This is a genomic window from Streptomyces sp. SID14515 (assembly GCF_010548505.1).
GTDB lineage: Bacteria > Actinomycetota > Actinomycetes > Streptomycetales > Streptomycetaceae > Streptomyces > Streptomyces caviscabies.
Genome location: NZ_JAAGMH010000142.1, coordinates 1 through 26,208, shown reverse-complemented (window position 1 = coordinate 26,208; position 26,208 = coordinate 1). Strand labels below are relative to the sequence as shown.

The window sequence follows — 26,208 nt, the reverse complement described above, 5'->3', positions numbered from 1 at the left end:
CGGGACGTCTTGTGGGGGCTCACCCCCGGGCCGTGTGGCCCAGGGGGAACCCGGGTGGTGCTCAGACCAGCAGGGACCGGTCCGTCGGGCGGATCGGGGCCGGCAGGGCGCTGGTCCCGGTCAGGAAGCGGTCCACTCCGCGGGCGGCGGAGCGGCCCTCGGCGATGGCCCACACGATCAGCGACTGGCCGCGTCCCGCGTCACCGGCGACATAGACGCCGTCGACGTTGGTCGCGTAGTTCTCGTCGCGGGCGACGTTGCCGCGCTGGTCGAGCTCCAGGCCGAACTGCTGGACCAGACCGTTGGACTGGTCGGTTCCGGTGAAGCCCATGGCGAGGGTGACGAGCTGCGCGGGAATGCGCCGCTCCGTGCCGGGCTTCTGCTCCAGCTTACCGTCCTTGAATTCGACCTCGACCAGGTGGAGGGCCGCGACGTTTCCGTCCTCGTCGCCCTCGAAGTGGGTGGTGGAGACGGAGTAGACCCGCTCGCCGCCCTCCTCGTGCGCGGAGGTGACCTTGTAGAGCATCGGGAAGGTCGGCCACGGCTGGTTGGCGTTCCGCTCCTCGCCGGGCTTCGGCATGATCTCCAGCTGGGTGACGGAGGCCGCGCCCTGGCGGTGGGCGGTGCCCACGCAGTCGGCTCCGGTGTCGCCGCCGCCGATGACGACGACGTGCTTGCCGCCGGCGTGGATCGGGGCGACGGTGAGGTCGCCCTCCTGCACCTTGTTGGCGAGCGGCAGATACTCCATCGCGAAGTGGATGCCGCCCAGCTCACGGCCGGGGACCGGCAGGTCGCGGGAGACGGTGGCGCCGGCCGCGATGACGACCGCGTCGTAGCGGCGGCGGAGCTTCGCGGCGTCGATGTCCTTGCCGATCTCCACCTCCGTACGGAACTTGGTGCCCTCCAGACGCATCTGCTCGATGCGGCGGTTGATGTGCGACTTCTCCATCTTGAACTCGGGGATGCCGTAGCGGAGGAGGCCCCCGATGCGGTCCGCGCGCTCGTAGACGACGACGGTGTGGCCGGCCCGGGTCAGCTGCTGGGCGGCGGCGAGTCCCGCCGGGCCCGAGCCGATGACCGCGACGGTCTTGCCGGAGAGGCGCTCGGGCGGCTGCGGGGTGACGTCGCCGCTGTCCCACGCCTTGTCGATGATGGAGACCTCGACGTTCTTGATGGTGACGGCGGGCTGGTTGATGCCGAGCACGCACGCCGACTCGCAGGGGGCCGGGCACAGCCGCCCGGTGAACTCCGGGAAGTTGTTCGTGGCGTGCAGCCGCTCGGAAGCGGCGGTCCAGTCCTCGCGGTAGGCGTAGTCGTTCCACTCGGGGATGAGGTTTCCGAGCGGGCAGCCGTTGTGGCAGAACGGGATGCCGCAGTCCATGCAGCGGCCGGCCTGCTTGCTGATGATCGGGAGCAGCGAGCCCGGAACGTAGACCTCGTTCCAGTCCTTGACGCGCTCGGCCACGGGGCGGGTCTTCGCGACCTCGCGTCCGGTGGTCAGGAAGCCCTTGGGGTCAGCCATGGGTCGCCGCCTCCATCATCTTCTCGGTGGTCTCCTGCTCGGAGAGACCGGCGAGCTCAGCGGCGTCCTTGGCGGCGAGCACTGCCTTGTACGTGGACGGGATGATCTTGCTGAAGCGGGCCACCGCGGTGTCCCACTCGGCGAGGAGCTTCTCGGCGACGGTGGAGCCGGTCTCCTCGTGGTGGCGGCGCACGACGTCGTGCAGCCACTGCCTGTCGGTGTCGTCCAGCTCCTCGACCGCGCCGAGGTTGCCGACGTTGACGTCGTCGCGGTTCAGGTCGATGACGTACGCGACACCGCCCGACATACCGGCGGCGAAGTTGCGGCCGGTCTCGCCGAGGACGACGGCCTGGCCGCCGGTCATGTACTCGCAGCCGTGGTCGCCGACGCCTTCGGAGACGACCAGCGCACCGGAGTTGCGGACGCAGAAGCGTTCGCCGGTGCGGCCGCGCAGGAAGATCTCGCCGCCGGTGGCTCCGTAGCCGATGGTGTTGCCGGCGATGGTGGAGTACTCGGCGAGGTGGTCGGCGCCCCGGTCGGGCCGGACGATCACGCGGCCGCCGGAGAGGCCCTTGCCGACGTAGTCGTTGGCGTCGCCCTCCAGGCGCAGGGTGACCCCGCGCGGCACGAACGCGCCGAAGGACTGGCCGGCCGAGCCGGTGAAGGTGATGTCGATGGTGTTCTCGGGCAGGCCCGGGCCACCGAACTTCTTGGTCACCTCGTGGCCCAGCATGGTGCCGACGGTGCGGTTGATGTTGCGGATCGCGACCTGGGCGCGGACCGGCTGGGCGGCCTCGGCGCTCTCGGCTCCGAGCGCGTCGGCGGCCAGCTTGATCAGCTGGTTGTCGAGCGCCTTCGTCAGACCGTGGTCCTGCTCGACGATGCGGTGGCGGACCGCGCCCTCGGGCAGCTCGGGCACGTGGAAGAGCGGGGCGAGGTCCAGGCCCTGCGCCTTCCAGTGGGTGATCGCGCGGTCGGTGTCGAGGAGTTCGGCGTGGCCGACGGCCTCCTCGATGGAGCGGAAGCCCAGCTCGGCGAGGATCTCGCGGACCTCTTCGGCGATGAACTCGAAGAAGTTGACGATGTACTCGGCCTTGCCGGAGAACCGGTCGCGCAGGACCGGGTTCTGGGTGGCGATGCCGACCGGGCAGGTGTCCAGGTGGCAGACGCGCATCATGACGCAGCCGGAGACGACGAGCGGCGCGGTCGCGAAACCGAACTCCTCGGCGCCGAGCAGCGCGGCGATGACGACGTCGCGGCCGGTCTTGAGCTGGCCGTCGGTCTGCACGACGATGCGGTCGCGCAGGCCGTTGAGCAGCAGGGTCTGCTGGGTCTCGGCGAGGCCGAGCTCCCAGGGGCCGCCCGCGTGCTTGAGCGAGGTGAGCGGGGAGGCGCCGGTTCCGCCGTCGTGGCCGGAGATGAGGACGACGTCCGCGTGGGCCTTGGAGACACCGGCGGCGACCGTGCCGACGCCGACCTCGGAGACCAGCTTCACGTGGATACGGGCCACGGGGTTGGCGTTCTTGAGGTCGTGGATCAGCTGGGCGAGGTCTTCGATGGAGTAGATGTCGTGGTGCGGCGGCGGCGAGATGAGGCCGACGCCGGGCGTCGAGTGACGCGTCTTGGCGACCCACGGGTAGACCTTGTGGCCGGGCAGCTGGCCGCCCTCGCCGGGCTTGGCGCCCTGGGCCATCTTGATCTGGATGTCGTCCGCGTTGACCAGGTATTCGCTGGTCACTCCGAAGCGGCCGGAGGCGACCTGCTTGATGGAGGAGCGGCGCGCCGGGTCGTAGAGGCGGTCGGGGTCCTCGCCGCCCTCGCCGGTGTTGGACTTGCCGCCGAGCTGGTTCATCGCGATGGCGAGCGTCTCGTGCGCCTCGCGGGAGATCGAGCCGTACGACATGGCGCCGGTGGAGAAGCGCTTGACGATCTCGGATGCGGGCTCGACCTCGTCGAGGGAGATCGGCTCGCGGCCGGAGTCGAAGCCGAAGAGGCCGCGGAGCGTCATGAGGCGCTCGGACTGCTCGTTCACCCGCTCCGTGTACTGCTTGAAGATGTCGTAGCGGCGGTTGCGGGTGGCGTGCTGGAGGCGGAAGACCGTCTCCGGGTCGAACAGGTGCGGTTCGCCCTCGCGCCGCCACTGGTACTCGCCGCCGATCTCCAGCGCGCGGTGCGAAGCCGCGATGCCGGATGCGGGGTACGCCTTGGTGTGCCGGGCGGCGACCTCCTTGGCGATGACGTCCAGGCCGGCGCCGCCGATCTTGGTGGCGGTGCCGTTGAAGTACGTCGCGACGAAGGCCTCGTCCAGGCCGACGGCCTCGAAGACCTGGGCGCCGCGGTAGGAGGCGACGGTGGAGATGCCCATCTTGGACATGACCTTCAGGACGCCCTTGCCGAGGGCGTAGATCAGGTTCCGGATGGCCTGCTCGGCCTCGATGTTCTCGATGAAGGTGCCGGCGCGGACCAGGTCCTCGACGGACTCCATCGCGAGGTACGGGTTGACGGCGGCGGCGCCGTAGCCGATGAGCAGCGCGACGTGGTGGACCTCGCGGACGTCCCCGGCCTCGACCAGCAGGCCCACCTGGGTGCGCTGCTTGGTGCGGATGAGGTGGTGGTGGACGGCGGAGGTGAGCAGCAGCGAGGGGATCGGGGCGTGCTCGGCGTCGGAGTGCCGGTCGGAGAGGACGATGAGGCGGGCGCCGTCCTCTATGGCGGCGTCGACCTCGGCGCAGATCTCCTCGATCCGGGCGGCCAGGGCCTCGCCGCCGCCGCCGACCCGGTAGAGGCCGGCGAGGGTGGCGGCCTTCATGCCCGGCATGTCGCCGTCGGCGTTGATGTGTATCAGCTTGGCGAGCTCGTCGTTGTCGATCACCGGGAAGGGCAGCGTGACGCTGCGACACGCGGCGGCGGTCGGCTCCAGGATGTTGCCCTGCGGGCCGAGCGAGGAGCGCAGCGAGGTGACGAGCTCCTCGCGGATGGCGTCCAGCGGCGGGTTGGTGACCTGGGCGAAGAGCTGGGTGAAGTAGTCGAAGAGCAGCCGGGGGCGCTCGGAGAGCGCGGCGATCGGCGAGTCGGTGCCCATGGAGCCGAGCGGCTCGCCGGCGGTGCGGGCCATCGGCGCGAGGATGACGCGGAGCTCTTCCTCGGTGTAGCCGAAGGTCTGCTGGCGGCGGGTGACCGAGGCGTGGGTGTGCACGATGTGCTCGCGCTCGGGCAGGTCGCCGAGGCCGATCTCGCCGGTCTCCAGCCACTCCTGGTAGGGCTGCTCGGCGGCGAGGGACGCCTTGATCTCGTCGTCCTCGATGATGCGGTGCTCGGCGGTGTCGACGAGGAACATCTTGCCGGGCTGGAGGCGGCCCTTGCGGACGACCTTCGCCGGGTCGATGTCCAGGACGCCGACCTCGGAGGAGAGCACGACGAGGCCGTCGTCGGTGACCCAGTAGCGGCCGGGGCGCAGACCGTTGCGGTCGAGGACCGCGCCGACCTGGACGCCGTCGGTGAAGGTGACGCAGGCCGGGCCGTCCCAGGGCTCCATCATCGTGGCGTGGTACTGGTAGAACGCGCGCCGGGCCGGGTCCATCGAGTCGTGGTTCTCCCACGCCTCGGGGACCATCATCAGCACCGAGTGCGGCAGCGAACGCCCGCCGAGGTGGAGCAGCTCCAGGACCTCGTCGAAGGAGGCCGAGTCGGAGGCGTCCGGGGTGCAGACGGGGAAGATCCGGTCGAGCTGCGCCTGGCCGAAGAGCTCGGAGGCGAGCTGGGACTCGCGGGCCTTCATCCAGTTGCGATTGCCCTTGACCGTGTTGATCTCGCCGTTGTGGGCGACGAAGCGGTACGGGTGGGCCAGCGGCCAGCTGGGGAAGGTGTTGGTGGAGAAGCGGGAGTGGACCAGCGCGACCGTGGAGGCGAAGCGGCGGTCGGAGAGGTCCGGGAAGAACGGCTCCAGCTGCCCGGTGGTGAGCATGCCCTTGTAGACGATGGTGCGGGCGGAGAGCGAGGGGAAGTACACCCCGGCCTCACGCTCGGCACGCTTGCGCAGGACGAACGCCTTGCGGTCCAGGGCGATGCCGGTGGACTCGCCGTCGGCGACGAAGACCTGGCGGAACTCGGGCATGGTGGCGCGGGCGCCGTTGCCGAGAAGTGCGGGGGTGACCGGGACGTCGCGCCAGCCGAGGACCGTCAGGCCCTCCTGCGCGGCGATCTCCTCGATCGTCCGGACGGCCTCGGTGGAGTCGTCCGCGGGGAGGAAGGCGATGCCCACGGCGTACGAGCCGGCCTCGGGAAGTTCAAAAGGGGTCTCGGCGCGCAGGAAGGCGTCCGGGACCTGGCAGAGGATGCCGGCGCCGTCGCCGGAGTCGGGCTCGGAGCCGGTGGCGCCGCGGTGTTCGAGGTTGCGCAGTACGGTCAGCGCCTGCTCGACCAGCTCATGGCTGGCCACACCGGTCAGAGTGGCCACGAACCCGACGCCACAGGCGTCGTGCTCGTTACGGGGGTCGTACATCCCCTGCTGGGCGGGGCGACCGTCCATGGGCGACCAGGCGTCGATACGCATCGGCTCTCCCGTCGTCGTCGTGGCATTTGCGGTGCCGAGGGACGACGTTGGCCCTCTGCGAAATTTCGTGCAGGTTACATGATGGGGCGCTTCTCAAGAAGCGGAAGACGTGTTCCAACATGCGGACACCGTGGTGACCGGAAGTGACTGGGTGACCAGAGGTGACCGGCTTGAACCAGGGGGTGGGTCGCTGTCGGAACGATCGGCGCCCGGGGGACCCGCAGAGAGCAGGCGTCGTTGCCTGCGGTGTCTACGGCTCTTTCCCGGCGGTCACAGAATTGAAACCGCCGAGTAATGGCTACTTATGTGTAGCGCTGCATAGTGTCCCATTTTACGGCCGCCCCGCTCCCTCCGCCCAGAGGTGCGCGTCACGACGTACGTCACACCGGGCCACCGGCGCAGGCTCCGGCGAGACGGAAAAGTCGCTGGTAGGGCCCCTTTCGCCTTGCTAGGTTCAGGGCGTTTGTTCAACGGACAACAGGACAACTGGGGGGACCACATGCGCCGGACCACGGCCATCGGCACAGCTCTCGTACCCACGCTCGCGCTGACGCTCGGCGTCGTCGGGGCGGGCGTCACCACGGCCGCCGTCCTGGGGGCTCCGGCGGCCTTCGCCGCCGAGCGGCCGTGGGGGACGCCCGCGGCGCTCACCGACGCGGGCGGCGCCAATACCGGTGCGGGCGTGAAGGTCACCTCGGACGGCACCGCCGTCACGGTGTGGACCAGCGGTACGGACGACGGCCCTCAGGAGCTGTGGGGCGCCACCCGCAAGGCCGGTGCCACCGCGTGGAGCGCTCCGGTCCGGATCGCCGCCGGTCAACAGCGCGTTTCCGGCGTGTACCTGGTCACCGGCCGGGACGGCTCCGCCACCGTCGCCTGGGACCGCTTCACATCGGACCGCTTCGACTCGCACAGCACCTCGACGCTGCTGCCCGGCGCCGAGGCCTGGACGGCGCCCGCGCCGATCACGTCCGCGCTCTTCGGGCACGACCTCATGCTGGTGAGCGGCCCCGGCGGCCGCCTCACCGCCGTCTGGAACGGCAACCCGACCCCCGGGGAGGACGAGAGCGACGTGGGGGTGTTCGCCTCCGATCTGGCCGAGCGGGGGGCCGCCTGGTCGGATGCGGTGCAGATCGGCACCGGGTCCGCCTACGAACTGCGGGCGGCAGCGGCGGGTGACGGCGCGGTGACCGTGGCGTGGCAGGCCGACATCTCCGGACCGGCGGCACTGCGGGTGTCGACCCGGGCGGCCGGCTCGGCCGACTGGAGCGCCCCGGAGGCCATCAGCACCGGCGGCTCGAACCCGGGCGAACTCGATGTGCAGGCGGCGGACGACGGTACGGCCCTGGTCAGCTGGCGGGGAGGCTCTTCCACCCGCCCCTTCGTCCACCGCCCGGCCGGCAGCACGACGTGGGGCCGGACCGAGTACCTCCCCGCCGACGAGGGCAGGAACTCCTCCGTGCCGCCGCAGCTCGAATCGGACGGCCGGGTGACGGCCTTCTGGGAATTCGAGGGCTCCCAGCTCCGGACGGCGACCCGCGCGGTGAACGGCACGTGGTCGCCGACCCGCACCGTGGTCCGGAAGAGCGAGGCGTCCAGGTTCTGGGTCCCCGATGTCGGCCGGGACGGCTCGCTCGCGGTCATGTGGACGACCTACGAAGGCGACCTGTGGGCGCTGGTCCGCTCGGACGGCGCCTGGCCCAAGCCCCTGTACGTGGGTCGGGCCGACCTCCACACGGAGGGTTCCGTCGCCGCAGGCCCGGACGGCAGCGCGGTCGCCGTATGGAACAAGCGGCTCGGCACGACGAGTGACTACTACCCGATCGAGCAGGTCTGGGCGACGGCCACCGGGGCGGCGAAGCCGACGCACCGGGACCACGTCGGCGACGACGGCTTCCCGGACCTCTACGCACGGGCGGCGAACGGCTCGCTGCGCGTGTACCAGGGCGACGCGGCGGGGAAGCTGCCGGGCACCGCCGACGGCGGGACCTGGCCCACGACGTCCACGCTTATCCCCTTCGGGGACCTCGACGGCGACGGGGCGAACGACACCCTGGTGACGAACAGCGCGGGCGACCTGTTCCGCCACAGCCCGCAGCGGGGCCGCGTCGTCACGCCCCAGGGGCCGGCGACGAAGATCGGCAGTGGCTGGAAGTCCTTCGACGGCCTGACCGGCTCCGGCGACTTCACCGCGGACGGCCGGCCCGACCTGGTGGCCCGGGAGACCGCGACCGGCGACCTCTACCTGTACGCGGGCACCGCCGGCGGCGGCCTCACCCGCACCGGAAAGATCGGCAACGGCTGGAAGAACCTGACCATCGTCGGCGCGGGCGACCTCAACGGCGACCAGCACGCCGACCTCGTCGCCCGCACCGCCGCCGGCGACCTCTTCCGCTACGACGGGACCGGCAAGGGCACCATCGGCAACGGTGTGAAGATCGGCACCGGCTGGGGCGGGATGGCGGACATCGTCGGCATCGGCGACCTCACCGGCGACGGCAAGGACGACCTCCTGGGCCGTACGACGGGCGGCGACCTCTACCGGTACGCCGGCGACGGCACGGGGAGCATCGGCGCGGGGGTCAAGATCGGCACCGGCTGGAAGAGCTTCGCCGGCATCCGGTAGCGACCGCGAACGATCACGCGGGTATCGATCGCGCGCGGGTACGGCGAAGGCACGGCCCGGGGCGGGCCGCGCCTTCGCCGTACACCGGAGTGGCCTGGCCACCGGGCCGGCCTGGCCGTCGGAGCAACCGGTGCGCCGCGGAATGCCGTACGGCGCGAGAATCCCGTACGCCGCGCAACGCCCGTCGCGCCGACCGGTGAGGCCGCTCCGGAATCAGCCGACCGCCACGCCGAACAGCGTGCCGAGCCCGTACGTCAGGGCCGCCGCCGCGCCGCCGAGGGCGAGCTGGCGCAGTCCGCTGAACCACCAGCTGCGGGCCGTCACCCGGGCCACCACCGCGCCGCAGCCGAAGAGGCCGAGGAGTGCGAGGAGCACCGAGGGCCACAGGGCGCTCGCGCCGAGGAGGTAGGGCAGGACGGGCAGCAGGGCGCCGAGCGCGAAGGCGCCGAAGGAGGAGACGGCGGCCACCAGCGGCGAGGGCAGATCGCTCGGGTCGATGCCGAGCTCCTCGCGGGCGTGAATCTCCAGCGCCTGCTCCGGGTCGCGCGACAGCTGTCGGGCGACCTCGCGGGCCAGCGGGGCGTCCACGCCCCGGGACTCGTAGAGCGCGGCCAGCTCCGCCATCTCGTCCTTGGGGTGCTTACGGAGTTCGCGGCGCTCGACGTCCAGCTCGGCCTCGACCAGTTCACGCTGCGAGGCGACGGAGGTGTACTCGCCCGCCGCCATGGAGAAGGCCCCGGCCGCGAGCCCGGCCAGGCCGGTGATCACTATGGTCTGCTGGGAGACCGCACCGCCCGCGACCCCGGTCATCAGGGCGAGGTTGGAGACCAGACCGTCCATCGCGCCGAAGACGGCGGGGCGCAGCCAGCCGCCGTTCACATCCCGGTGGGTGTGGTTGTCCCGGTGCGCCTCGTGCAGGACGGCGTCGGTCTCGATGATGGCCACGGTGCGCTTCTCCCCATCCGGTACAACCTTCAGTACCGTATCCAGTACAACTTTCGACGAAGTCCAAAGTACGCCGGTCGGGCGACCTCCGCCAGCAAGGCAGGCCTGCCTTACCACCGCTCTGACCTGCGAAGAAAGGCCAGCCTCAGCTATCCGGCCGGGTCATCCGAGTGGCCCTTTTCCGGCGCGTTCCCGCCTTCGACCGCCCTCCGCGTGGCACAGATACGGACAGGGCCCGGATACGGACTCGCCGGACGAGCGGAAGGGCGACGCGATGGACACGGCCGTCGGCGATGACCGGGCCAGGGGTGCGCTGCTGGGACTGGCGGTCGGGGACGCGCTCGGCGCCCCGGCGGAGAACCTGCGGCCCTCCGAGATCCGCCGCCGCTGGGGGCGGATCGAGGGCTTCGTGAGCGATGACCCGGCGGGCACCGACGACACGGAATACGCGATCTTCTCCGGGCTGCTGCTGGCCCGGCACGGCTCGGCGCTCGACGTCTCCCATGTGGAGCGGGCCTGGCACCACTGGATCGCCGATCTGGACGAGGGCCCGTTCCGGGGCGCCGGGTTCAGCGAGCGCGGCACCCTGGAGAATCTGCGCCGGGGCCTGGCCGCACCGATCTCGGCCCAGCACCGGCACGCCTGGAGCGACGGGCTCGCGATGCGGGCGGCCCCCTTCGGGGTGTTCGCGGCGGGCCGCCCCGCCGAGGCGGCCCGGCTGGTCGCGGTGGACGGCCGGGTCAGCCACGAGGGCGAGGGGATCTACGGGGGCCAGGCGGTGGCGGCCGGGGTGGCCGCGGCGATGGTGGGCTCGGGCCTCGCATCGGTGATCGCGGCCGCGCTCTCAGTGGTCCCGATGGACTCCTGGACCGCCCGGTCGCTGCGCCGGGCGGTGGCGGCGGCCCAGCGGCCCTACCCCGACCGGCTCACGATGGAGCGGGCGGTGCGCTCGGCGGTGGTGATCGCCGGCTACCCGTGGACGGACCTCGCGCCGGAGGCGGTGGGCCTGGCGTTCGGGGCGTTCACGGCGGCGCGCGGGGACTTCCGGACGGCGGTGCTCACGGCCGTCAACATGGGCCGCGACGCGGACACGACGGCGGCGGTGGCGGGCGCCCTGGCCGGGGCGCTGCACGGGGAGAGCGCCATTCCGCCGGACTGGGCGGGCGCGATCGGCCCGGTCCGGGGCAGCTGTCTGCCCTCGATGCGCGGCTACCACGTGCTGGACATCGCGGAGCTGCTGACCCCGGACGATCCAGGAGCGGCCGGGGCGGCGGAGAGTCCGCAGGAGCGGGGCGGCGGTCGCGAGCCGTCGGCCGTACGGGACATGGCGTCGGTGGCCGCCTCCTTCGAGCCCGTACGGGAGGAGCGGCGATGACCACAGCGCGCAAGGCGGCCGGGGCCCCGGGGGCGCCCACGACGGCCGCGACCGGCGGAACGGTCAGGAGCCACCCGGCGACGACCCCCACGGGAGAGGTGGCGATGCCCGCGGCGCACCAGGCCGCCGGGGCCCCCGCGCCCTCCCGCCGTGCCCGGATCGAGGGGCTGCTGCTCGGGCTGGCGGCGGGCGATGCCGCCGGGTGGCCCGCCGCGCGGCACCGGGCGGCCCGGATGCCCGAGTGGACCCGGCGGCTCACCCGGGAGCTGGACACCTTCGCCGAGCAGAACGCCACCACCACGCTCCCGGTGCCCATCGCGCTCAACCAGCCGCCCGAGCCGCTGCGGCTCGGCCCGTCCGACGACGCCGAGTGGGCCGCGTTCGCCGCCCGTACGGTACTGGCGGCGGCGGCCGACGACGCGGTGGGCCTGGCCCCCGGCCGCCGGATGCGGGACGCGGTCGACCGGGCCTGGAACGCGCTGGCCGCCACCGTCGCCGCCGCCAGCGCCCGGGCCCCCGAGGTCGAGGCCGCGGTGCTTCCGCTGCGGGCCCGGATCTCGGTACGGGCCGGGCTCGGCAACCTGGCCGCCGGGCTGCGGCCGCCCGCCACCGGGCACGACAACCCGCACTACTTCGACGACGCCGCGTGCGTACGGGCCGCCGTGCTCGCCGTGGTCCACCCGGGCGCCCCGGAGGAGGCGGCCGCGCTCGCCGAGTTCGACGCCCGCTACACCCAGGACGGCGACGGGGTGCACGGGGCGCGGGCCATGGCGGCGGCGGTCGCCGTGGCGCTGGCGGGGGCGGACGTCGAGGCGGTGGTGAACGCGGCCCTCGCCCAGCTGCCCGAGGGCACCGAGATCGCCCGCAACGCCGTGCACGCGGTCCGCCTGGCCCGGGAGTTCGCGGACGAGCCGGCCGGGGCGTTCGCCCTGGTCCCGGTGCTGGAGCACCAGATCGTGGACCACGTCTACAGCTACGGGATCGCCGCGGCGGAGACCGTGCCGGTCGCCCTGGCCCTCACCACCGCCGCCCGGGGCGAGATCGCCCAGGCACTCCCGGCCGCCGCCTGCCTGTCCCGGGTCGCGGACTCCGCGCCCGCCCTGGCCGGTGCGCTGACCGGGGCGGTCGGCTCGGTCACCGCCGTACCCGCGGGCTGGCGCGAGGCCTGCCGCACGCTGGCGGGCTGCGCGCTGCCCCGGCTCGCGGGCACGGACCTGATCGAACTCGCCGGGCTGCTGGCAGCCACGGAACCGGCCACCCCGGGTGGACAATTCCGGCATGACGCCCACAACGGCCACGGCAGCCGAGCCCGTCCCCGCCTCCTCGACGCCCCCGTCCCCTCCCGGACTCGATGACCGGATCACCCGGGCCCTCGTCGGAGCCGCCGTCGGCGACGCGCTCGGCGGCCCGGTCGAGGGCTGGACGCCCGAGCAGATCGCCGAGCGCCACGGCGGCCGGGTGACCGGGATCGTCGGCCCCTGGTATGGCGAGGACTGGCGTACCGCGCGCCCCATCGCGCCGTACCACAAGGGCGACGGACACGTCACCGACGACACCCTGATGACCCACGCGCTGATCCGGGTCTACGACCGGGTCCGCGACCATCTCGACGCGTACGCCGTCGCGGACCATCTCGTACCGGATCTGCTCTCCCCGCGCTGGATCCCGGAGCTGGAGGCCGAGGCGCTGCCGCTCCAGCGGATCTTCCTGGCGGAGAAGTGGATCGTGGCCCGGCTGCACTACGGGCACGTCGACCCGCGCGAGGCCGGGGCGGGCAACATCGTCAACTGCGGGGCGGCGATGTACATGGCCCCGGTCGGCCTGGTCAACGCCGGTCACCCGCGGGCCGCGTACGCCGAGGCGCTGGAGGTCGCGGCCCCGCACCAGTCCTCCTACGGCCGGGAGGCCGCCGGGGTCTTCGCGGCCGCCGTCGCCGCCGCGTGCCGCCCGGGCGCGACGCCGAAGGCGGTGGTCGACGCCGCGCTCGCCCTGGCCAAGGACGGCACCCGCTCCGCGATCGAGGCGGTCTGCGAAGTGGCCGTGCGCCACGACGACTTCGAGTCCGCGCTCGCCCCGCTGCGGGCGGCCGTGGAGCCCTTCGACACGGTCGGCCCCGACTACCGGGCCCCCTCGCTCGGCGCCCGCCGCCCCTCCCGGCTGCACGCCATCGAGGAACTGCCCGTCGCACTCGGGATGTTGCTGGTCGGGGGCGGCGACTACCGGCGTACGGTGCTCGGTTCGGTGAACTACGGGCGGGACTGCGACTCCATCGCGACGATGAGCGGGGCGATCGTGGGCGCGCTCGGCGGTGACGTCCCGGCCGACTGGGCGGCCACCGTCGCGGAGGCGAGCCGGCTGGACCTGCACACCCCCGCCCGGACCCTGGCCGAGGTCGCCCGGGAGGTCTTCGCCCGGGATCTGGAGCGCCGCCGGGCCCACGAGGAGGCGTTCACCGCGCTGGCCGGTGCGCGATGAACGTCCGCCTCACCTGGGTGCAGCCGGAGGACCTGGTCGGACACGAGCTGCGGCAGGCCGCGCAGGACGGCCGGGACGCCCGGGAGATCGAGGAGCGGTGGTACGCGGCCGGGGGCGCCCCCGCCCCGGACCGCGCGGGCGTCTCCGAACCGCCCGCGCCGCCGCGACTGCGCGCACTGGCCGGGCGGCTCCTCGACGAACTCGCCCTGCTGGAATCGCCGTCGGCCGCCGACGAGCCCACCGACCTGGACGCGATCGTCGCCGCCTGCCCGCACTGGCCGGGCCCATCCGAGGCCGCCCCCGTCGTCGGACAGGACCGGCTGCACGCGGCCTGGCTGGGCCGGGCGGCGGGCTGTCTGCTCGGCAAGCCGGTCGAGAAGCTGCCGCTGACCGGCATCCGGGCGCTGGCCCGCGCCGCCGGCAACTGGCCGCTGACCACCTGGTTCACCGCACGCGGCGTGCCCGCCGACCTGCTCGCCGCCCACCCCTGGAACCGCCGCTCGGCCTCCACTTCGCTCGCCGAGAACATCGACGGCATGCCGGAGGACGACGACCTCAACTACCCGCTCCTCACCCTGCTGTTGCTCCAGCGGCACGGGCGGTCCTTCACCACCGCCGACCTCGCCCGGCTCTGGCTGGACGAGCTGCCGGCCGGACGGACGTTCACCGCCGAGCGCATCGCGTACGGCAACCTCCTCGCGGGCGTCGAGCCGCCGGAGACCGCTCGCTTCCGCAACCCGTTCCGGGAGTGGATCGGCGCGCAGATCCGGGCCGACGTACACGGCTGGACCCACCCCGGCGACCCGGCCGGGGCCGCCGCCCAGGCCCACCGCGACGCGGTCCTCACCCATACCGGCAACGGGGTGTACGGCGCGATGTTCACCGCCGCCGCGCTGGCCGTGGCGGCGGGCGGCGAGAGCGATGTGCACGGCTGCCTGGCCGCCGGGCTGCGGGTGGTGCCGCCGCACTCGCGGTACGCCCGCGCGATCCGCCTCGGCATCGAGACCGCCCGTACGGAAGGGGACTTCGACGTGGTCGTGGACCGGCTGCACGCCGCGTACGCCGACACCCACCACTGGGTGCACGTGCTGCCCAACGCCGCGCTGCTGGCCGCCGCCCTCACCCACGCCGACGGCGACTTCACCCGGTCGATCGGCCGCGCGGTCTCCGGGGGCTGGGACACCGACTCCAACGGGGCGACCGCCGGCTCGCTGGCCGGACTGCTGGCGGGCGGGCCGGACGCCCTGCCCGAACGGTGGACGGCCCCGCTGAAGAACCGGCTCGCCACCTCCGTACCCGGCTTCGACCGGACCGGGTTCGACACCCTCGCCGCACTGACCCACCAGGAGGCTCTGCGCCCATGACCCGTATCGCGGTGCTCGGCAGCACCAATATGGACCTCGTCGCCTACACGGCCCGCGCCCCCGGCCGCGGCGAGACCGTCACCGGACGGGAGTTCCGGACGATCCCCGGCGGCAAGGGCGCCAACCAGGCCGTCGCCGCCGCCCGCGCGGGCGGGGAGGTGACGATGATCGGCGCGATCGGCGACGACGTCTACGGGCCCCTGCTGCGCGACGGCCTCGAACACGCCGGGGTGGACACCGACCTGCTGCACACCGCCGAGGGGCCCAGCGGCACCGCGCACATCGTGGTCGACGACACCGGGTCCAACGCGATCGTGGTGATCCCCGGCGCCAACGGCGTGGTGACCGCGCTCGGGCCCGGGGAGATCGCGGCGATCGCCGCCGCCGATCTGCTGCTGATGCAGCTCGAACTCCCGCTGTCCGCCGTCGTCGAAGGAGGCCGGGCGGCCCGCGCCCAAGGCGTCCGCACCATCCTCACCCCCGCCCCCGTGCAGCCCCTGCCCGACGAACTCCTCGACCACATCGACCTGTTGGTGCCCAACGAGCACGAGGCCGCCGAGCTGTCCGGGCAGGCCGAACCGCACGCCGCCGCCCAGATCCTGCTGCGCCGGGTGCCCGAGGTCATCGTCACGCTCGGTGCGAAGGGCTGCCTGTACGCGGCCCGGGGCGGCGAGCCGGTGCTCTTCGAGGCTCCCTCGGTGAACGCCGTCGACACGACCGGGGCCGGGGACACCTTCGTCGGGTCGCTGGCGGTGGCGCTCGGCGAGGGGCGGCCGGTCGCCGAGGCGCTGGCCTTCGCCTCCTCGGCCGCCGCGCTCTGCGTCCAGAAACCCGGCGCGTCCACGTCCATGCCCTACCGGAGCGAGATCGAGGCGGAGACCGTATGAGCACGACAGCGGCAGGCCCGACGCCTACGACAGCGGCAGGCCCGCTGACCGGGCTGAAAGTCATCGACCTGGCCACCCTCTTCGCCGGACCGCTCGCGGCCACCATGCTGGGGGACTTCGGCGCCGATGTGATCAAGGTCGAGCACCCCCGTAAGCCGGACCCCTCGCGCGGGCACGGGCCCGCCAAGGACGGGGTCGGCCTGTGGTGGAAGCTGCTCGGCCGCAACAAGCGCGCCCTCACCCTCGACCTGTCCGCGCCCGGCGGCCGGGACGTGCTGCTGCGGCTGGCCGCCGAGACGGACGTCATCGTCGAGAACTTCCGGCCCGGCACCCTGGAACGCTGGGGTCTGGGCCCCGAGGAGCTGCACGCCGTCAACCCGCGTCTGGTGCTGGCCCGGGTCACCGGCTTCGGCCAGTTCGGGCCGTACGCCCACCGCCCCGGCTTCGGGACGCTCGCCGAGGCGATGAGCGGGTTCGCCGCGATCACCGGGGAGCCGGACGGGCCGCCGACGCTGCCGCCGTTCGGGCTCGCCGACTCCATCGCGGCACTGGCCACGGCGTACGCGGTGATGGCCGCGCTCGCCGGGCGGGAGAAGACGGGCGAGGGGCAGGTGGTGGACCTGGCGATCATCGAGCCGATCCTGACCGTGCTGGGCCCGCAGCCGCTCTGGTACGACCAGCTCGGCTATGTCCAGCCGCGCACCGGCAACCGCTCCCGCAACAACGCCCCGCGCAACACCTACCGCACCGCCGACGGCCACTGGGTCGCGGTCTCCACCTCCGCCCAGTCCGTCGCCGAGCGGGTGATGCGCCTGGTCGGCCGCCCGGACCTGATCGAGGAGCCCTGGTTCGGCGCGGGCACCACCCGGGCTGAGCACACCGAGGAGCTGGACGGGGCGGTCGGCCACTGGATCTCCCGCCACAGCCGCGAGGAGGTGATCAACGGCTTCGAGAAGGCGGAGGCGGCCGTCGCGCCGATCCATGACGTACGGGAAGTGATGGAGGACCCGCAGTACCGGGCGCTCGGCACCATCGCCGAGGTCGACGACCCGGAGCTGGGGCCGCTGCGGATGCAGAACGTCCTCTTCCGGCTCTCGCAGACCCCGGGCGGGATCCGCTGGGCGGGCCGCCCGCACGGCGCGGACACCGACGAGATCCTGGCCGGGCTGGGCCTCTCGGAGAACCGGATCGCGGCGCTGCGGGACCAGGGGGCGCTGTGACCGGCCGGCCGGCATCGGTCCCGCCGCTGCCCGAGGGCCCGCCGCCGCCCGTCGGTCGGCCGCCGCTGACCTGGCTGTACGTGCCCGGGGACCGGCCGGAGGTGGTGACCAAGGCGCTGGGCAGCGGGGCGGACGTGGTGATCGTCGACCTGGAGGACGCCGTCGCCCCGGACCGTAAGGAGTACGCGCGCTCCGCCACCGCCGAACTCCTCGCGGACCCGGTGACGGCCTCGCCGGACGCCGTACCGGTCCATGTCCGGGTGCACGGCGAGGACGACATCCGGGCGCTGACGGGGCTGCCGGGCCTGTCCGGTCTCCGGCTGCCCAAGATCACCCACGCGGTCTCCGTGCACCATGTGGCGGCGGTGGCCCCCGGCGTACCGCTGTATCCGCTGCTGGAGTCGGCGCTCGCCATGGAGCACGCGTACTCGATCGCCACGGCCGACCCGGCGGTCCGGGGCATCGCGCTGGGCGAGGCGGACCTGCGGGCCGATCTGGGCGTACGGGAGGACCGGGGGCTCGACTGGTCGCGCAGCCGGCTGGTGGTGGCGGCCCGGGCGGCCGCGCTGCCGCCGCCCGCCCAGTCGGTCTTCCCGGACGTGCGGGACCTGGACGGGCTGTGGGCGTCATGCGTACGGGGGCGGGGGCTCGGGCTGCTGGGCCGGGCGGCGATCCACCCGCGCCAGCTGGAGGTGATCGAGCGGGCGTTCCGGCCGACGGCCGAGGAGATCGAGGCGGCGGAGGAGATCGTCGCGGCTTCGGAGGTGGAGGCGGGGGCGCTGGCGCTGCCGGACGGGAGGTTCGTGGACGCGGCGGTGGTGGCGTCGGCCCGCCGCACACTGGCGATCGCCGGGCGGTCCTGAGATGTGCCGTCGGACTGCCGCCGCCCGGAGGGCCTACGGTGCCCGGCCGCCCTGGCCCTCCGTCGGCTGCTCCGGGGGGCCCGCTGCGGTCTCCTCACGGCTCTCCGCCTGCTTGAGCAGCACGAAGGCGCCGAGCAGCAGGGCCATGCCCGCCTGGAAGGAGAGGCCGACCACCATCGGGGGCAGCGGGACCAGCTGGTCGAGAAAGGCGACGAGGTTCAGCACGGTGTGCAGGGCGACCGCCGCGAGCAGGCCGAGCAGTCGACGGCGGCCGGCGAAGCCCCACAGGACCAGGGCGGTCATCACACCGTGCCCGAGCGAGGCGCCGGCCCGTTCCATGGCATAGCCGCACCAGCCCGCCAGGTCGGGGCCGTGCCCGTCAGCCCTGACGATGACCCAGCCCACGAACCCGGTCTCCCCCACCCCGAACCCGCAGCCCAGCGCCAGCCCGGTCCGGAGCCAGGACCGCGTGGCGCGGGCCCTGACCCTCGGCAGCAGCGCGGGCAGGGCCTTGACCACTTCTTCGGAGACGGGCGGCAGGAGCAGCGCGAAGGCCAGGAACCAGAGCGGCGAGGCGGGCGCCACCTCGGCCCGGGTGGAACCGGCTGCCGCCACCGCCTCGGCCGCCGGTTCCTTCACCAGCAGGTTCACCAGCGCGCTGGAGCCCAGCGCGCAGCAGAAGGGCAGGATGTAGAACCGGTCCTTCCCGGTGAGCTGCCACAGGACGGCGGCGACACCCACCGCGGTGGCGAGCGCGCTCGACACCATGAGGGCCCAGGTCACCGCGGTGCGCCCCGGGCGCCGGAGCCGACGTCCCGCGCGACGAGCGCGCCCACCACCGGATCAGCCCTTCGCGAGGTCGGTCGCCGGATGGACGGCGGAGCGGGAGCCGTTCCGCGCCGCGGGCACCGGCTGCTTCTCCGGCGCTTCGGCCTCCTCCGGGTCGGCGGGCACGGTTCCCGCACCCGTACGGACGCCTGCGGGGACCCGGGCGAGCTTCTGCCCCAGGGCCGTGGAGCGCCACCGTCCGGCCAGCCGATCGACCCAGCCGAAGGGCTCGTCCAGGGGACGCAGCAGCAGCACCAGGCAGCCGAACATCGCGAAGGCGAAGCTGCCCAGGCCCATCAGCAGGCCGATGAAGAAGTGCAGGGACAGCCCTGCCGCCAGGAGGTACGGGCGGACCGACCGCTTGGCGAAGAGCCCGAGCACCATCGCGAACTCGATGACCAGAGGCCCCCAGGTGAGGGCGATGACGCCATAGCTGGTGCGGGTGATCGCGTCGGTCAGCGGGGCGATCCAGCCCGGCGCCCCGAAGTAGGGGTCCCGAAGCCAGTAGAAGAGCGAGGTCCCGTCGGCCCATTCGGTGTGGCTGAGCTTGGCCACCGACGACTGGAAGTAGAGCCCGGCCACCTGGATCCGGATCACGACCGACGCCGACCAGGCGTAGAGGGACCAGCCGCGGGAGCGCCCTTCGGGCGCGCCCCGGTCAGGCGCCGCGCCCCAGTGCCAGGTTCGGCCGTCGCCGAGGGCGATCGGGATCATCAGCAGGGCCATCACCGCGGTGATCTGGTCACCGCCGTCGGGGGCGGTGACGTTCGCCTGGAAGCTGAAGGCGATCCACCAGTGCGGAATCGCGGTGTACCGGGGCCGCCATCCGGACGCCACGACGAGAAGCACCAGAATGGAAACCAGTCGGGCGAGCCCCAGGTTCTCCGCGGGCATCACGCAGTAAATGCCGATGGCGGAGGGGCCCTCGCACTTGGGATAATCAGGGACGCCCTGGGCCGGCAGGAAAAGGGATTCCGTGCCGGTGGCCAGCAGAGTGGAGAGCGTACCGAGAGCGATGAGCGTCCTGGCGACTCCGTACACATTGGTCCAGGGCGAAACGGAACTCACACGGGAGGCGAAAGCACCCAGTCGGGCGATCAGCATGCGACCTCCATGACCGCCACCTTTCCGGGCATTTCCATATCCCCTTCAGAATCGGACCAGGCCCATGGCAGGACGTCCTGCTGGGTGACGCCCACGGCCCCGCACAGTTGCGGTCGGGGTACCGGGGTCTCCACGTGGATCGGAGACGTGAATGACGACAGGCACCGCGCCAGATCTCCGTCCTCACAGGTTTTCCAGTCGCCGGCCCTGACCTGAGCCTGGAGCTGTCCGAGTTCGACGCCCTGGGCCCGCGACCGACGATTGAGACCGAATGCGTTCCGTGCTTCCGAATGCGGTGCGAGCAGGGCGTCGCGCCACTGTCCGCCGGAATCACGAGTCCAGACCTCGATCTTGGCGTCGCGCGGCGACTTGGTGAAGAACGCCCACCCCTGGGGCGTCACCACGCGCACGGTCCGCTCCATTCCCGCCTGACCGGGCAACTGGACGGCGTTGCTGGGCAACTGGGTGTGCAGCACATAGCCACCGACCAGGGTCCAGAAGGCGACGACGGCGATCAGCAGCTTCCCCATCCGCTCCTGGTTGCCGGGGGGCTCCCCCTTGCCTGCTGCGACCCGGCGAACTTCCTCCGGCACGGTTCGTTCCCTTCCTCGCCTCGTGATCCGCGGATCGAGGCCGGCCCTCCCGCGCACGCGGAAGGAGCCGGCCCTGATCTCCGTTCGTTGGAGCACACGGCCCGGCGCCCGGCGGCGGGCCGCTACCGTCCCGTCAGGCCTTGAGCGCGCCGGCCGCCTGGTGGACCCAGCGCTCGCGGCTGATGGTGTCACCGGCCTTCGGGCTGACGCTGTCGACCCAGTTGACCTGGTAGGCGACGTTCGCGGACTCGTAGGCGTTCACGAAGTACACGACGTTGCCCACACCGAGAACGACGACGAGGACGACGCACTGGGCGCCGAGGTTGTCCTCCGCCTTGGTGGGCGCACCGTACTCGGCCCGCATCGCGGCGACCGTGCTCTTGTTGGCCTCGGCGAGGACGCGGTTGACCCGCACCTCGCTACCGCTCTGCATCTCCGACCCGAACCGGTCGAAGAAGGTGCTGTCCTTGGCCTTGATCACGTCGACCACCGTGTCGGCCACCTTCGCCGACTCGGCCGACGACGTCTTGCCGCGGGCGAGAACCAGGTCCGGGTGCGCCTTCGCCACCGCCCCCTGGCCGAAGAACAGGCCTTCGTACAGGGCTTCGCCGTCCACCGCACCGACGGTCGGTGCGGCGGCGGGTGCGTTCTCGGTCGCGGCGGACGCCGTGACCGGTCCCAGGCCGGCGAGCGCGACGGCTGCCACCGTGCCCATGACAACTCTCTTGCTGGAAATCTTCACGCGCGAGTTTCCCTCCGTACAGATCCGATACCCGTTGCGGGGTGCCGATTTACTGGCCAGAAGACGATCTCAGGCCACGACACTTTCCGCTACGGCACTTTCGGGAGGGGTGACATGTCCGGCAGAGCAGAGCTGAGGATGACAGAGAACGGCTATGGCGACCGCCTCCATGCGCGAAACCAGACCCAATTTTTCCAGAACGTGGGAAATATGCCCTTTCACCGTTCGTTCGGCGATTCCCAGATGCCGGGCCAGGATGCGATTGGATGCCCCGGCCCCCAGGGCGACCAGAACCTGCCTCTCCCGCGCTGTGAGCAGGTCGAGTTCCGGGATTTCCCCGCCCCCTTGCAGAATTCCGCATCCGCAATGATGCAGTGGCGGCGAGGATTCCACCTCAATGTCCTGAAATTCCTGAACCACGCGCATTTGAACCCCCGTTCACTTGCCGTTCAGAACGGCCGACGGCTCACGCCCCCGGCCGACTCAGAGCACTCGATGCTAAACCAGCCGCCAGATTCGCAGGCCGGCCAACCATCGGTTCCTGGCCTCGTCCGAGGAGCCCGGCACACAAGAACCCCGGGAGCCCTCACCGGGCTTCCGGGGTTCTTCGTCCGACCATGTCGTTACAGGTCGAGGCTCTGGGAGGCGGTCGCGCGGAGCCTCATCCGCACCAGGAGTGCCCTCCCGTGACAGCCGCCACTTGGGCCGCCTAGGGCTGGCGTGAAATCGACCCCTTGGTGTCGGTGGCGTCGGAGGGCACGGCCTCCGTGTCGCTGGGCGCGGACGTGGCATCGGCATCACCCGCGGAGCTTTCCGCTGAAGCGTCCGTGCCCTTCGCGGGCGTGTCGGCCTCGGTGTCGGCGTCCGTGCCGTTCGCGGGCGTGTCCGTGTCCTTCGCTGGCGTGTCGGTCTCGGCCTCGGCGTCCGGCTCCACGACCTCCTCGCGGCCCGGACGAAGCCGGGCGGAGAGCACCATGTAGACGACGGCGAGCGTGAAGACGACGATCGCGGTCCACACGTTGAGGCGCAGCCCCAGGATGTGGTGCGCCTCGTCGACCCGCATGTACTCGATCCAGCCCCGCCCGGCGCAATAGGCGGCGACGTACAGCGCGAACGCCCGGCCGTGGCCGAGCCGGAAACGACGGTCCGCCCACATGACCAGCAGCGCGACGCCGACGCACCACAGCGATTCGTACAGGAAGGTCGGGTGGTAGGTCCCGGCGACCCGGTTCACGCCTTCGCTGATCTCGACGGCCCACGGCAGGTCGGTGGGCTTGCCGTACAGCTCCTGGTTGAACCAGTTGCCCCAGCGGCCGAAGGCCTGGGCCACGGCGAGCGCGGGCGCCACCGCGTCGGCGAAGGGAGGCAGCGCGATACCGCGCCGCCGGCAGCCGATCCAGGCGCCGACCGCACCCAGGGCGACCGCGCCCCAGATGCCGAGACCGCCTTCCCAGACCTTGAAGGCGTCGACCCAGTCACGGTTGTCACCGAAGTACAGCTGATAGTCGGTGATCACGTGGTAGAGCCGGCCACCGAGCAGCCCGAAGGGAATGGCCCAGACGGCGATGTCCCAGCTCGTCCCGTGCTTTCCTCCCCTGGCGACCCAGCGGCGGTTCAGAATCCACAGGCCGACGAAGAGCCCGACAATGATCGCGAATGCGTAGCCGCGCAGAGGGAACGGTCCGATTTCGAGGACACCGCTCGACGGGCTGGGAATGGAGGCAAGGTTCATGGCGAGACCGACGGTACCTTGCCGGGTGGTGCATACGGCAAGCCACCCGGCAACGTCTGGATAACGAGGGCCCTGTCACGGCCCCGTACGCCCCGCCTCTCCGCGTGCTCCGGCCGCTCAGGAAGCGGGCGCGGACGGGGCGGCGGTGCCCGGCTTCTTTCCCTTGTTGGCCGCGGCGACCCATTTCTTCAGATTCTCTGGGGAGATCTGCTCGTCGCCCTTGCTCGGGAAGACGGACTCCCCGTTGAGCAGCACCGTCGGCGTGCCCTGGAAGCCGCCCTCGCGGAACGCCGTGTCGGACTTCTTGACCCAGCTGTCGTGCTCGCCGTCCTCCACACAGCTGCGGAAGCCCGGGGTGTCGAGCCCCTCGACCTTCCCGGCCAGCTCGATCAGCCGGCTGTTCTTGCCGAAGGCGTCGTCGGGCTCGGGAGGCTGGTTGCTGAAGAGGACGTCGTGGTACGGCGCGAACTTGCCGTCGTCCTGGGCGCAGGCGGCGGCGTTGGCGGCGCGCAGCGAGCCGGTGCCGCCGAGGTTGCCGTCGATGATGGTGGCCAGGTGATACTCCACCTTGACCTGGCCTTCGTCCGCCAGCTCCTTGACGGTGTCCCGGAAGGCGTTCTCGAACTGGGCGCAGACCGGGCAGCGGAAGTCCTCCCAGATGGTGAGGGTGGACGGGGCGTCGGCCGCGCCGACCGGGAGGGTCAGGGCGTCCTCGCCGGTCGCGCCCGACGGGGCGATGGCGGGGCCGGAGGCGGTGTCGCCGCCGTCGTCCTTGCCGGCGTTGGCCGCGATCAGGCCGACCACGGCGGCCAGGGCCAGCACCCCGACCACGGCCGAGGCGACGATCAGGGTCCGGCGGCGCTTCTCGCGCCCCTTCTCCCGCTCGCGCTGCTGGGCCAGGCGCTCGCGCGCGCTTCTGTTTCCCTCAGGGATCTTGTCGCTCACACCCGGGGAACGAACCGGGGAGGCACCTCCGCGCCTCCCCGGTCCACAATCCACCCATTCGGGTGATTCAACGGCTCAGCGCTTTCGAACGCCTTCGGCCAGTTCGCCCGCCAGGGAGCGGACGGCGGCGAGACCGGCGGCCTCGTCGGGGGCGTCCAGCATGGCCTTCACGAAGGCCGAGCCGACGATCACGCCGTCCGCGAACCCGGCGACCTCGGCGGCCTGTGCCGCGTTGGAGACGCCGAGGCCGACGCAGACCGGAAGGTCGGTGGTGGCGCGGGTGCGTCCCACCAGGTCCTGGGCCTGGGCGCCGACGGAGGCGCGGGTGCCGGTGACGCCCATCAGCGACGCCGCGTAGACGAAACCGCTGCCGGCCGCCGTGATGGTGGCGAGGCGGGCGTCCTGGCTGCTGGGGGCGACGACGAACACGGTGGCGAGGCCGTGCTTCTCGGCGTGCTCGCGCCACAGCGCGGACTCCTGGACCGGCAGGTCGGGCAGGATGCACCCGGCGCCGCCCGCCTCGGCCAGCTCGGCGGTGAAGCGCTCGACGCCGTAGCGGTCGATGGGGTTCCAGTACGTCATGACCAGGATCGGGACGCCGGTGGCCTCGTACGCCTCACGGACCGTGCGCATCACGTCGGCGATCCGGACACCGCCGCGCAGGGCGATGTCGTCGGCGGTCTGGATGACCGGCCCGTCGAGGACCGGGTCGCTGTGCGGCAGCCCGATCTCGACGACGTCCGCGCCGCCCGCGATGACGGCCTTGACCGCTTCGACGCCGCCGTCGACGGTCGGGAAGCCCGCCGGGAGGTAGGCGATGAGCGCCGCCCGGTCCGCCGCCTTCGCGTCGGCGAGGGTGGTGTTCAACAGCTCGATGTTGCCGCTCACTTGGCGTCCCCCTCGATCTCGGCGCGGTCGCTGTCGGCGTCCGCCTCGACGGCGGCGTCGGTGTCGTAGAGCCCGAAGTAGCGGGCGGCGGTGTCCATGTCCTTGTCACCGCGGCCGGACAGGTTGATGAGGATCAGCCCGTCCTTGCCGAGCTCCTTGCCGAGCTCCAGCGCACCGGCGAGCGCGTGGGCGCTCTCGATGGCCGGGATGATGCCCTCGGTGCGCGACAGCAGGCGCAGTGCCTGCATGGCCGCGTCGTCGGTGACCGCGCGGTACTCGCCGCGTCCGGTGTCCTTGAGGTAGGAGTGCTCCGGGCCGATGCCCGGGTAGTCGAGGCCCGCCGAGATGGAGTACGGCTCGGTGATCTGGCCCTCGTCGTCCTGGAGCACGTAGGAGCGCGAGCCGTGCAGGATGCCGGGCTCGCCCGCGGTCAGGGTCGCCGCGTGCTCGCCGGTCTCCACCCCGTGGCCCGCGGGCTCGCAGCCCACCAGGCGGACGTCGGCGTCGGGGATGAAGGCGTGGAAGAGGCCGATGGCGTTGGAGCCGCCGCCGACGCAGGCGACCGCCGCGTCCGGGAGGCGGCCCGCGCGCTCCAGGATCTGGCGGCGGGCCTCGACGCCGATGACGCGGTGGAAGTCGCGGACCATCGCCGGGAAGGGGTGCGGGCCCGCGACCGTGCCGAAGAGGTAGTGCGTACGGTCCACATTGGCGACCCAGTCGCGGAACGCCTCGTTGATGGCGTCCTTCAGGGTCCGCGAACCGGACTTCACGGCGACGACCTCGGCGCCGAGCATCCGCATCCGGGCGACGTTCAGCGCCTGGCGCTCGGTGTCGATCTCGCCCATGTAGATGGTGCAGTCGAGGCCGAAGAGGGCGCAGGCGGTCGCGGTGGCGACGCCGTGCTGACCGGCGCCGGTCTCGGCGATGACCCGGGTCTTGCCCATGCGCTTGGTGAGGAGCGCCTGGCCGAGCACGTTGTTGATCTTGTGCGAGCCGGTGTGGTTCAGGTCCTCGCGCTTGAGGAAGATCCGGGCGCCGCCCGCGTGCTCGGCGAAGCGCGGCACCTCGGTCAGGGCGCTGGGCCGGCCGGTGTAGTCGACCATCAGCTCGTTGAGCTCGGCGGCGAAGGCCGGGTCGGCCTTGGCCTTGTCGTACTCGACGGCGACCTCGTCCACGGCGGCGACGAGCGCCTCCGGGATGAACTTGCCGCCGTACGCGCCGAAATAGCCCTCGGCGCTGGGGATCAGACCCTCGGGGTCCGGAATGAAGAAGTCGGACGACATGCGACGTGCTCCTTGGCATGGCAACGGATGGATGCACCGTATGCGCGGAGCAGCGAGCGCCACCGCGACCGGCGTGCGGTCGGGGCGGTGCGGTCGTACGTACGAGATGGGGCGGGTGCTGCGGTACGTCGGCCGGGGCTCGCTACTGCGCGGACCCCGGGCGCCATCGCATCCCGTTCACCTGGCCGGGCTCGTCGCCGATGACGTACCGCACGCGCCGTCCGTGCACGCGCCGGGCGGGTGCGCGGCAGCCGCGCGGCCTGC

Annotated in this window: 20 protein-coding genes and 1 pseudogene; 8 read left to right on the top strand and 13 right to left on the bottom strand. The window is 72.4% G+C overall.

Going from position 1 to position 26,208, the window contains the following annotated elements; genetic code table 11:
• Positions 1 to 61: 61 nt before the first annotated feature.
• Positions 62 to 1,522, bottom strand: coding sequence for a glutamate synthase subunit beta (locus G3I54_RS34145; protein ID WP_164620602.1), 1,461 nt, complete (start codon positions 1,520 to 1,522; stop codon positions 62 to 64).
• Positions 1,515 to 6,074, bottom strand: coding sequence for a glutamate synthase large subunit (gltB, locus tag G3I54_RS34140; RefSeq protein WP_164620600.1), 4,560 nt, complete (start codon positions 6,072 to 6,074; stop codon positions 1,515 to 1,517). Before gltB ends, G3I54_RS34145 begins: the two co-directional genes overlap by 8 nt.
• A 499-nt stretch (positions 6,075 to 6,573) precedes the next feature.
• Here gltB and G3I54_RS34135 point away from each other — a divergent pair, with 499 nt between their 5' ends.
• Complete coding sequence (locus G3I54_RS34135; RefSeq protein WP_164620598.1) at positions 6,574 to 8,700, top strand: VCBS repeat-containing protein; 2,127 nt, start codon at positions 6,574 to 6,576, stop codon at positions 8,698 to 8,700.
• A 213-nt stretch (positions 8,701 to 8,913) separates the two neighbouring features.
• On the opposite strand, the gene G3I54_RS34130 is transcribed toward G3I54_RS34135, so the two are convergent.
• Positions 8,914 to 9,645, bottom strand: coding sequence for a VIT1/CCC1 transporter family protein (locus G3I54_RS34130; RefSeq protein ID WP_164620596.1), 732 nt, complete (start codon positions 9,643 to 9,645; stop codon positions 8,914 to 8,916).
• A 274-nt stretch (positions 9,646 to 9,919) separates the two neighbouring features.
• On the opposite strand from G3I54_RS34130, the gene G3I54_RS34125 reads away from it, so the two are divergent.
• The 7 genes from G3I54_RS34125 (at position 9,920) to G3I54_RS34095 (ending at position 17,829) form a co-directional block, all read left to right on the top strand.
• A complete protein-coding gene (locus G3I54_RS34125) occupies positions 9,920 to 11,020 on the top strand; it encodes an ADP-ribosylglycohydrolase family protein (RefSeq protein WP_164620594.1) in 1,101 nt (366 codons plus the stop codon).
• Positions 11,021 to 11,124: 104 nt separating this feature from the next.
• On the top strand, positions 11,125 to 12,375 hold the full coding sequence (locus G3I54_RS34120) for an ADP-ribosylglycohydrolase family protein (protein ID WP_164620624.1): 1,251 nt from the start codon (positions 11,125 to 11,127) through the stop codon (positions 12,373 to 12,375).
• A complete protein-coding gene (locus G3I54_RS34115) occupies positions 12,299 to 13,495 on the top strand; it encodes an ADP-ribosylglycohydrolase family protein (RefSeq protein ID WP_164620592.1) in 1,197 nt (398 codons plus the stop codon). Before G3I54_RS34120 ends, G3I54_RS34115 begins: the two co-directional genes overlap by 77 nt.
• Positions 13,492 to 14,859 carry an ADP-ribosylglycohydrolase family protein gene (locus tag G3I54_RS34110; RefSeq protein ID WP_164620590.1) on the top strand — a complete coding sequence of 456 codons (1,368 nt, stop codon included), beginning with the start codon at positions 13,492 to 13,494 and terminating at the stop codon, positions 14,857 to 14,859. Before G3I54_RS34115 ends, G3I54_RS34110 begins: the two co-directional genes overlap by 4 nt.
• A complete protein-coding gene (gene rbsK, locus G3I54_RS34105) occupies positions 14,856 to 15,746 on the top strand; it encodes a ribokinase (RefSeq protein WP_164620588.1) in 891 nt (296 codons plus the stop codon). Before G3I54_RS34110 ends, rbsK begins: the two co-directional genes overlap by 4 nt.
• On the top strand, positions 15,743 to 16,966 hold the full coding sequence (locus tag G3I54_RS34100) for a CoA transferase (protein ID WP_164620586.1): 1,224 nt from the start codon (positions 15,743 to 15,745) through the stop codon (positions 16,964 to 16,966). The genes rbsK and G3I54_RS34100 overlap by 4 nt, the downstream gene beginning before the upstream one ends.
• Before the next feature lie 26 nt (positions 16,967 to 16,992).
• Entirely contained in the window at positions 16,993 to 17,829 is an 837-nt protein-coding gene (locus G3I54_RS34095) for an aldolase/citrate lyase family protein (protein WP_164620622.1), read from the top strand.
• Between the two features lie 33 nt (positions 17,830 to 17,862).
• On the opposite strand, the gene G3I54_RS34090 is transcribed toward G3I54_RS34095, so the two are convergent.
• From G3I54_RS34090 to G3I54_RS39875, 10 genes and pseudogenes are all read right to left on the bottom strand, one after another.
• Positions 17,863 to 18,612, bottom strand: coding sequence for a hypothetical protein (locus G3I54_RS34090; RefSeq protein ID WP_164620584.1), 750 nt, complete (start codon positions 18,610 to 18,612; stop codon positions 17,863 to 17,865).
• Between the two features lie 60 nt (positions 18,613 to 18,672).
• Positions 18,673 to 19,761 (bottom strand): sporulation-delaying protein SdpB family protein, encoded by a 1,089-nt coding sequence (locus G3I54_RS34085; protein WP_164620582.1) that lies wholly within the window; start codon positions 19,759 to 19,761, stop codon positions 18,673 to 18,675.
• Positions 19,755 to 20,354, bottom strand: a complete 600-nt coding sequence (locus G3I54_RS34080; RefSeq protein WP_164620572.1) for an SdpA family antimicrobial peptide system protein — start codon at positions 20,352 to 20,354, stop codon at positions 19,755 to 19,757. The genes G3I54_RS34085 and G3I54_RS34080 overlap by 7 nt, the downstream gene beginning before the upstream one ends.
• Positions 20,355 to 20,487: 133 nt before the next feature.
• Complete coding sequence (locus G3I54_RS34075) at positions 20,488 to 21,096, bottom strand: hypothetical protein (RefSeq protein ID WP_164620570.1); 609 nt, start codon at positions 21,094 to 21,096, stop codon at positions 20,488 to 20,490.
• A gap of 69 nt (positions 21,097 to 21,165) precedes the next feature.
• The gene (locus G3I54_RS34070; protein WP_164620568.1) at positions 21,166 to 21,522 is read right to left on the bottom strand and encodes a helix-turn-helix transcriptional regulator; all 357 of its coding nucleotides are present in this window, start codon (positions 21,520 to 21,522) and stop codon (positions 21,166 to 21,168) included.
• Positions 21,523 to 21,805: 283 nt separating this feature from the next.
• Positions 21,806 to 22,828 (bottom strand): prolipoprotein diacylglyceryl transferase, encoded by a 1,023-nt coding sequence (gene lgt / locus G3I54_RS34065; protein WP_164620566.1) that lies wholly within the window; start codon positions 22,826 to 22,828, stop codon positions 21,806 to 21,808.
• Between the two features lie 117 nt (positions 22,829 to 22,945).
• Positions 22,946 to 23,773: a thioredoxin domain-containing protein gene (locus G3I54_RS34060; protein ID WP_164620564.1), complete on the bottom strand. Its 828-nt coding sequence runs from the start codon at positions 23,771 to 23,773 to the stop codon at positions 22,946 to 22,948.
• A 75-nt stretch (positions 23,774 to 23,848) separates the two neighbouring features.
• Positions 23,849 to 24,661 (bottom strand): tryptophan synthase subunit alpha, encoded by an 813-nt coding sequence (gene trpA, locus G3I54_RS34055; RefSeq protein WP_164620562.1) that lies wholly within the window; start codon positions 24,659 to 24,661, stop codon positions 23,849 to 23,851.
• Positions 24,658 to 25,944, bottom strand: coding sequence for a tryptophan synthase subunit beta (gene trpB / locus G3I54_RS34050; protein WP_164620560.1), 1,287 nt, complete (start codon positions 25,942 to 25,944; stop codon positions 24,658 to 24,660). The genes trpA and trpB overlap by 4 nt, the downstream gene beginning before the upstream one ends.
• A gap of 142 nt (positions 25,945 to 26,086) precedes the next feature.
• Positions 26,087 to 26,208: pseudogene (locus tag G3I54_RS39875) on the bottom strand (tryptophan synthase subunit(beta)); the annotation flags it as partial.

Bases quoted from the DNA above. Each gene is read 5' to 3' on its own strand.
- G3I54_RS34110 (WP_164620590.1), top strand. From the start codon at position 13,492: ATGAACGTCCGCCTCACCTGGGTGCAGCCGGAGGACCTGGTCGGACAC.
- G3I54_RS34070 (WP_164620568.1), bottom strand. From the start codon at position 21,522: ATGCGCGTGGTTCAGGAATTTCAGGACATTGAGGTGGAATCCTCGCCG.
- G3I54_RS34085 (WP_164620582.1), bottom strand. From the start codon at position 19,761: ATGCTGATCGCCCGACTGGGTGCTTTCGCCTCCCGTGTGAGTTCCGTT.
- G3I54_RS34100 (WP_164620586.1), top strand. From the start codon at position 15,743: ATGAGCACGACAGCGGCAGGCCCGACGCCTACGACAGCGGCAGGCCCG.
- G3I54_RS34135 (WP_164620598.1), top strand. From the start codon at position 6,574: ATGCGCCGGACCACGGCCATCGGCACAGCTCTCGTACCCACGCTCGCG.
- G3I54_RS34120 (WP_164620624.1), top strand. From the start codon at position 11,125: ATGCCCGCGGCGCACCAGGCCGCCGGGGCCCCCGCGCCCTCCCGCCGT.
- rbsK (WP_164620588.1), top strand. From the start codon at position 14,856: ATGACCCGTATCGCGGTGCTCGGCAGCACCAATATGGACCTCGTCGCC.
- lgt (WP_164620566.1), bottom strand. From the start codon at position 22,828: ATGAACCTTGCCTCCATTCCCAGCCCGTCGAGCGGTGTCCTCGAAATC.
- gltB (WP_164620600.1), bottom strand. From the start codon at position 6,074: ATGCGTATCGACGCCTGGTCGCCCATGGACGGTCGCCCCGCCCAGCAG.
- G3I54_RS34125 (WP_164620594.1), top strand. From the start codon at position 9,920: ATGGACACGGCCGTCGGCGATGACCGGGCCAGGGGTGCGCTGCTGGGA.
- G3I54_RS34145 (WP_164620602.1), bottom strand. From the start codon at position 1,522: ATGGCTGACCCCAAGGGCTTCCTGACCACCGGACGCGAGGTCGCGAAG.
- G3I54_RS34115 (WP_164620592.1), top strand. From the start codon at position 12,299: ATGACGCCCACAACGGCCACGGCAGCCGAGCCCGTCCCCGCCTCCTCG.
- trpB (WP_164620560.1), bottom strand. From the start codon at position 25,944: ATGTCGTCCGACTTCTTCATTCCGGACCCCGAGGGTCTGATCCCCAGC.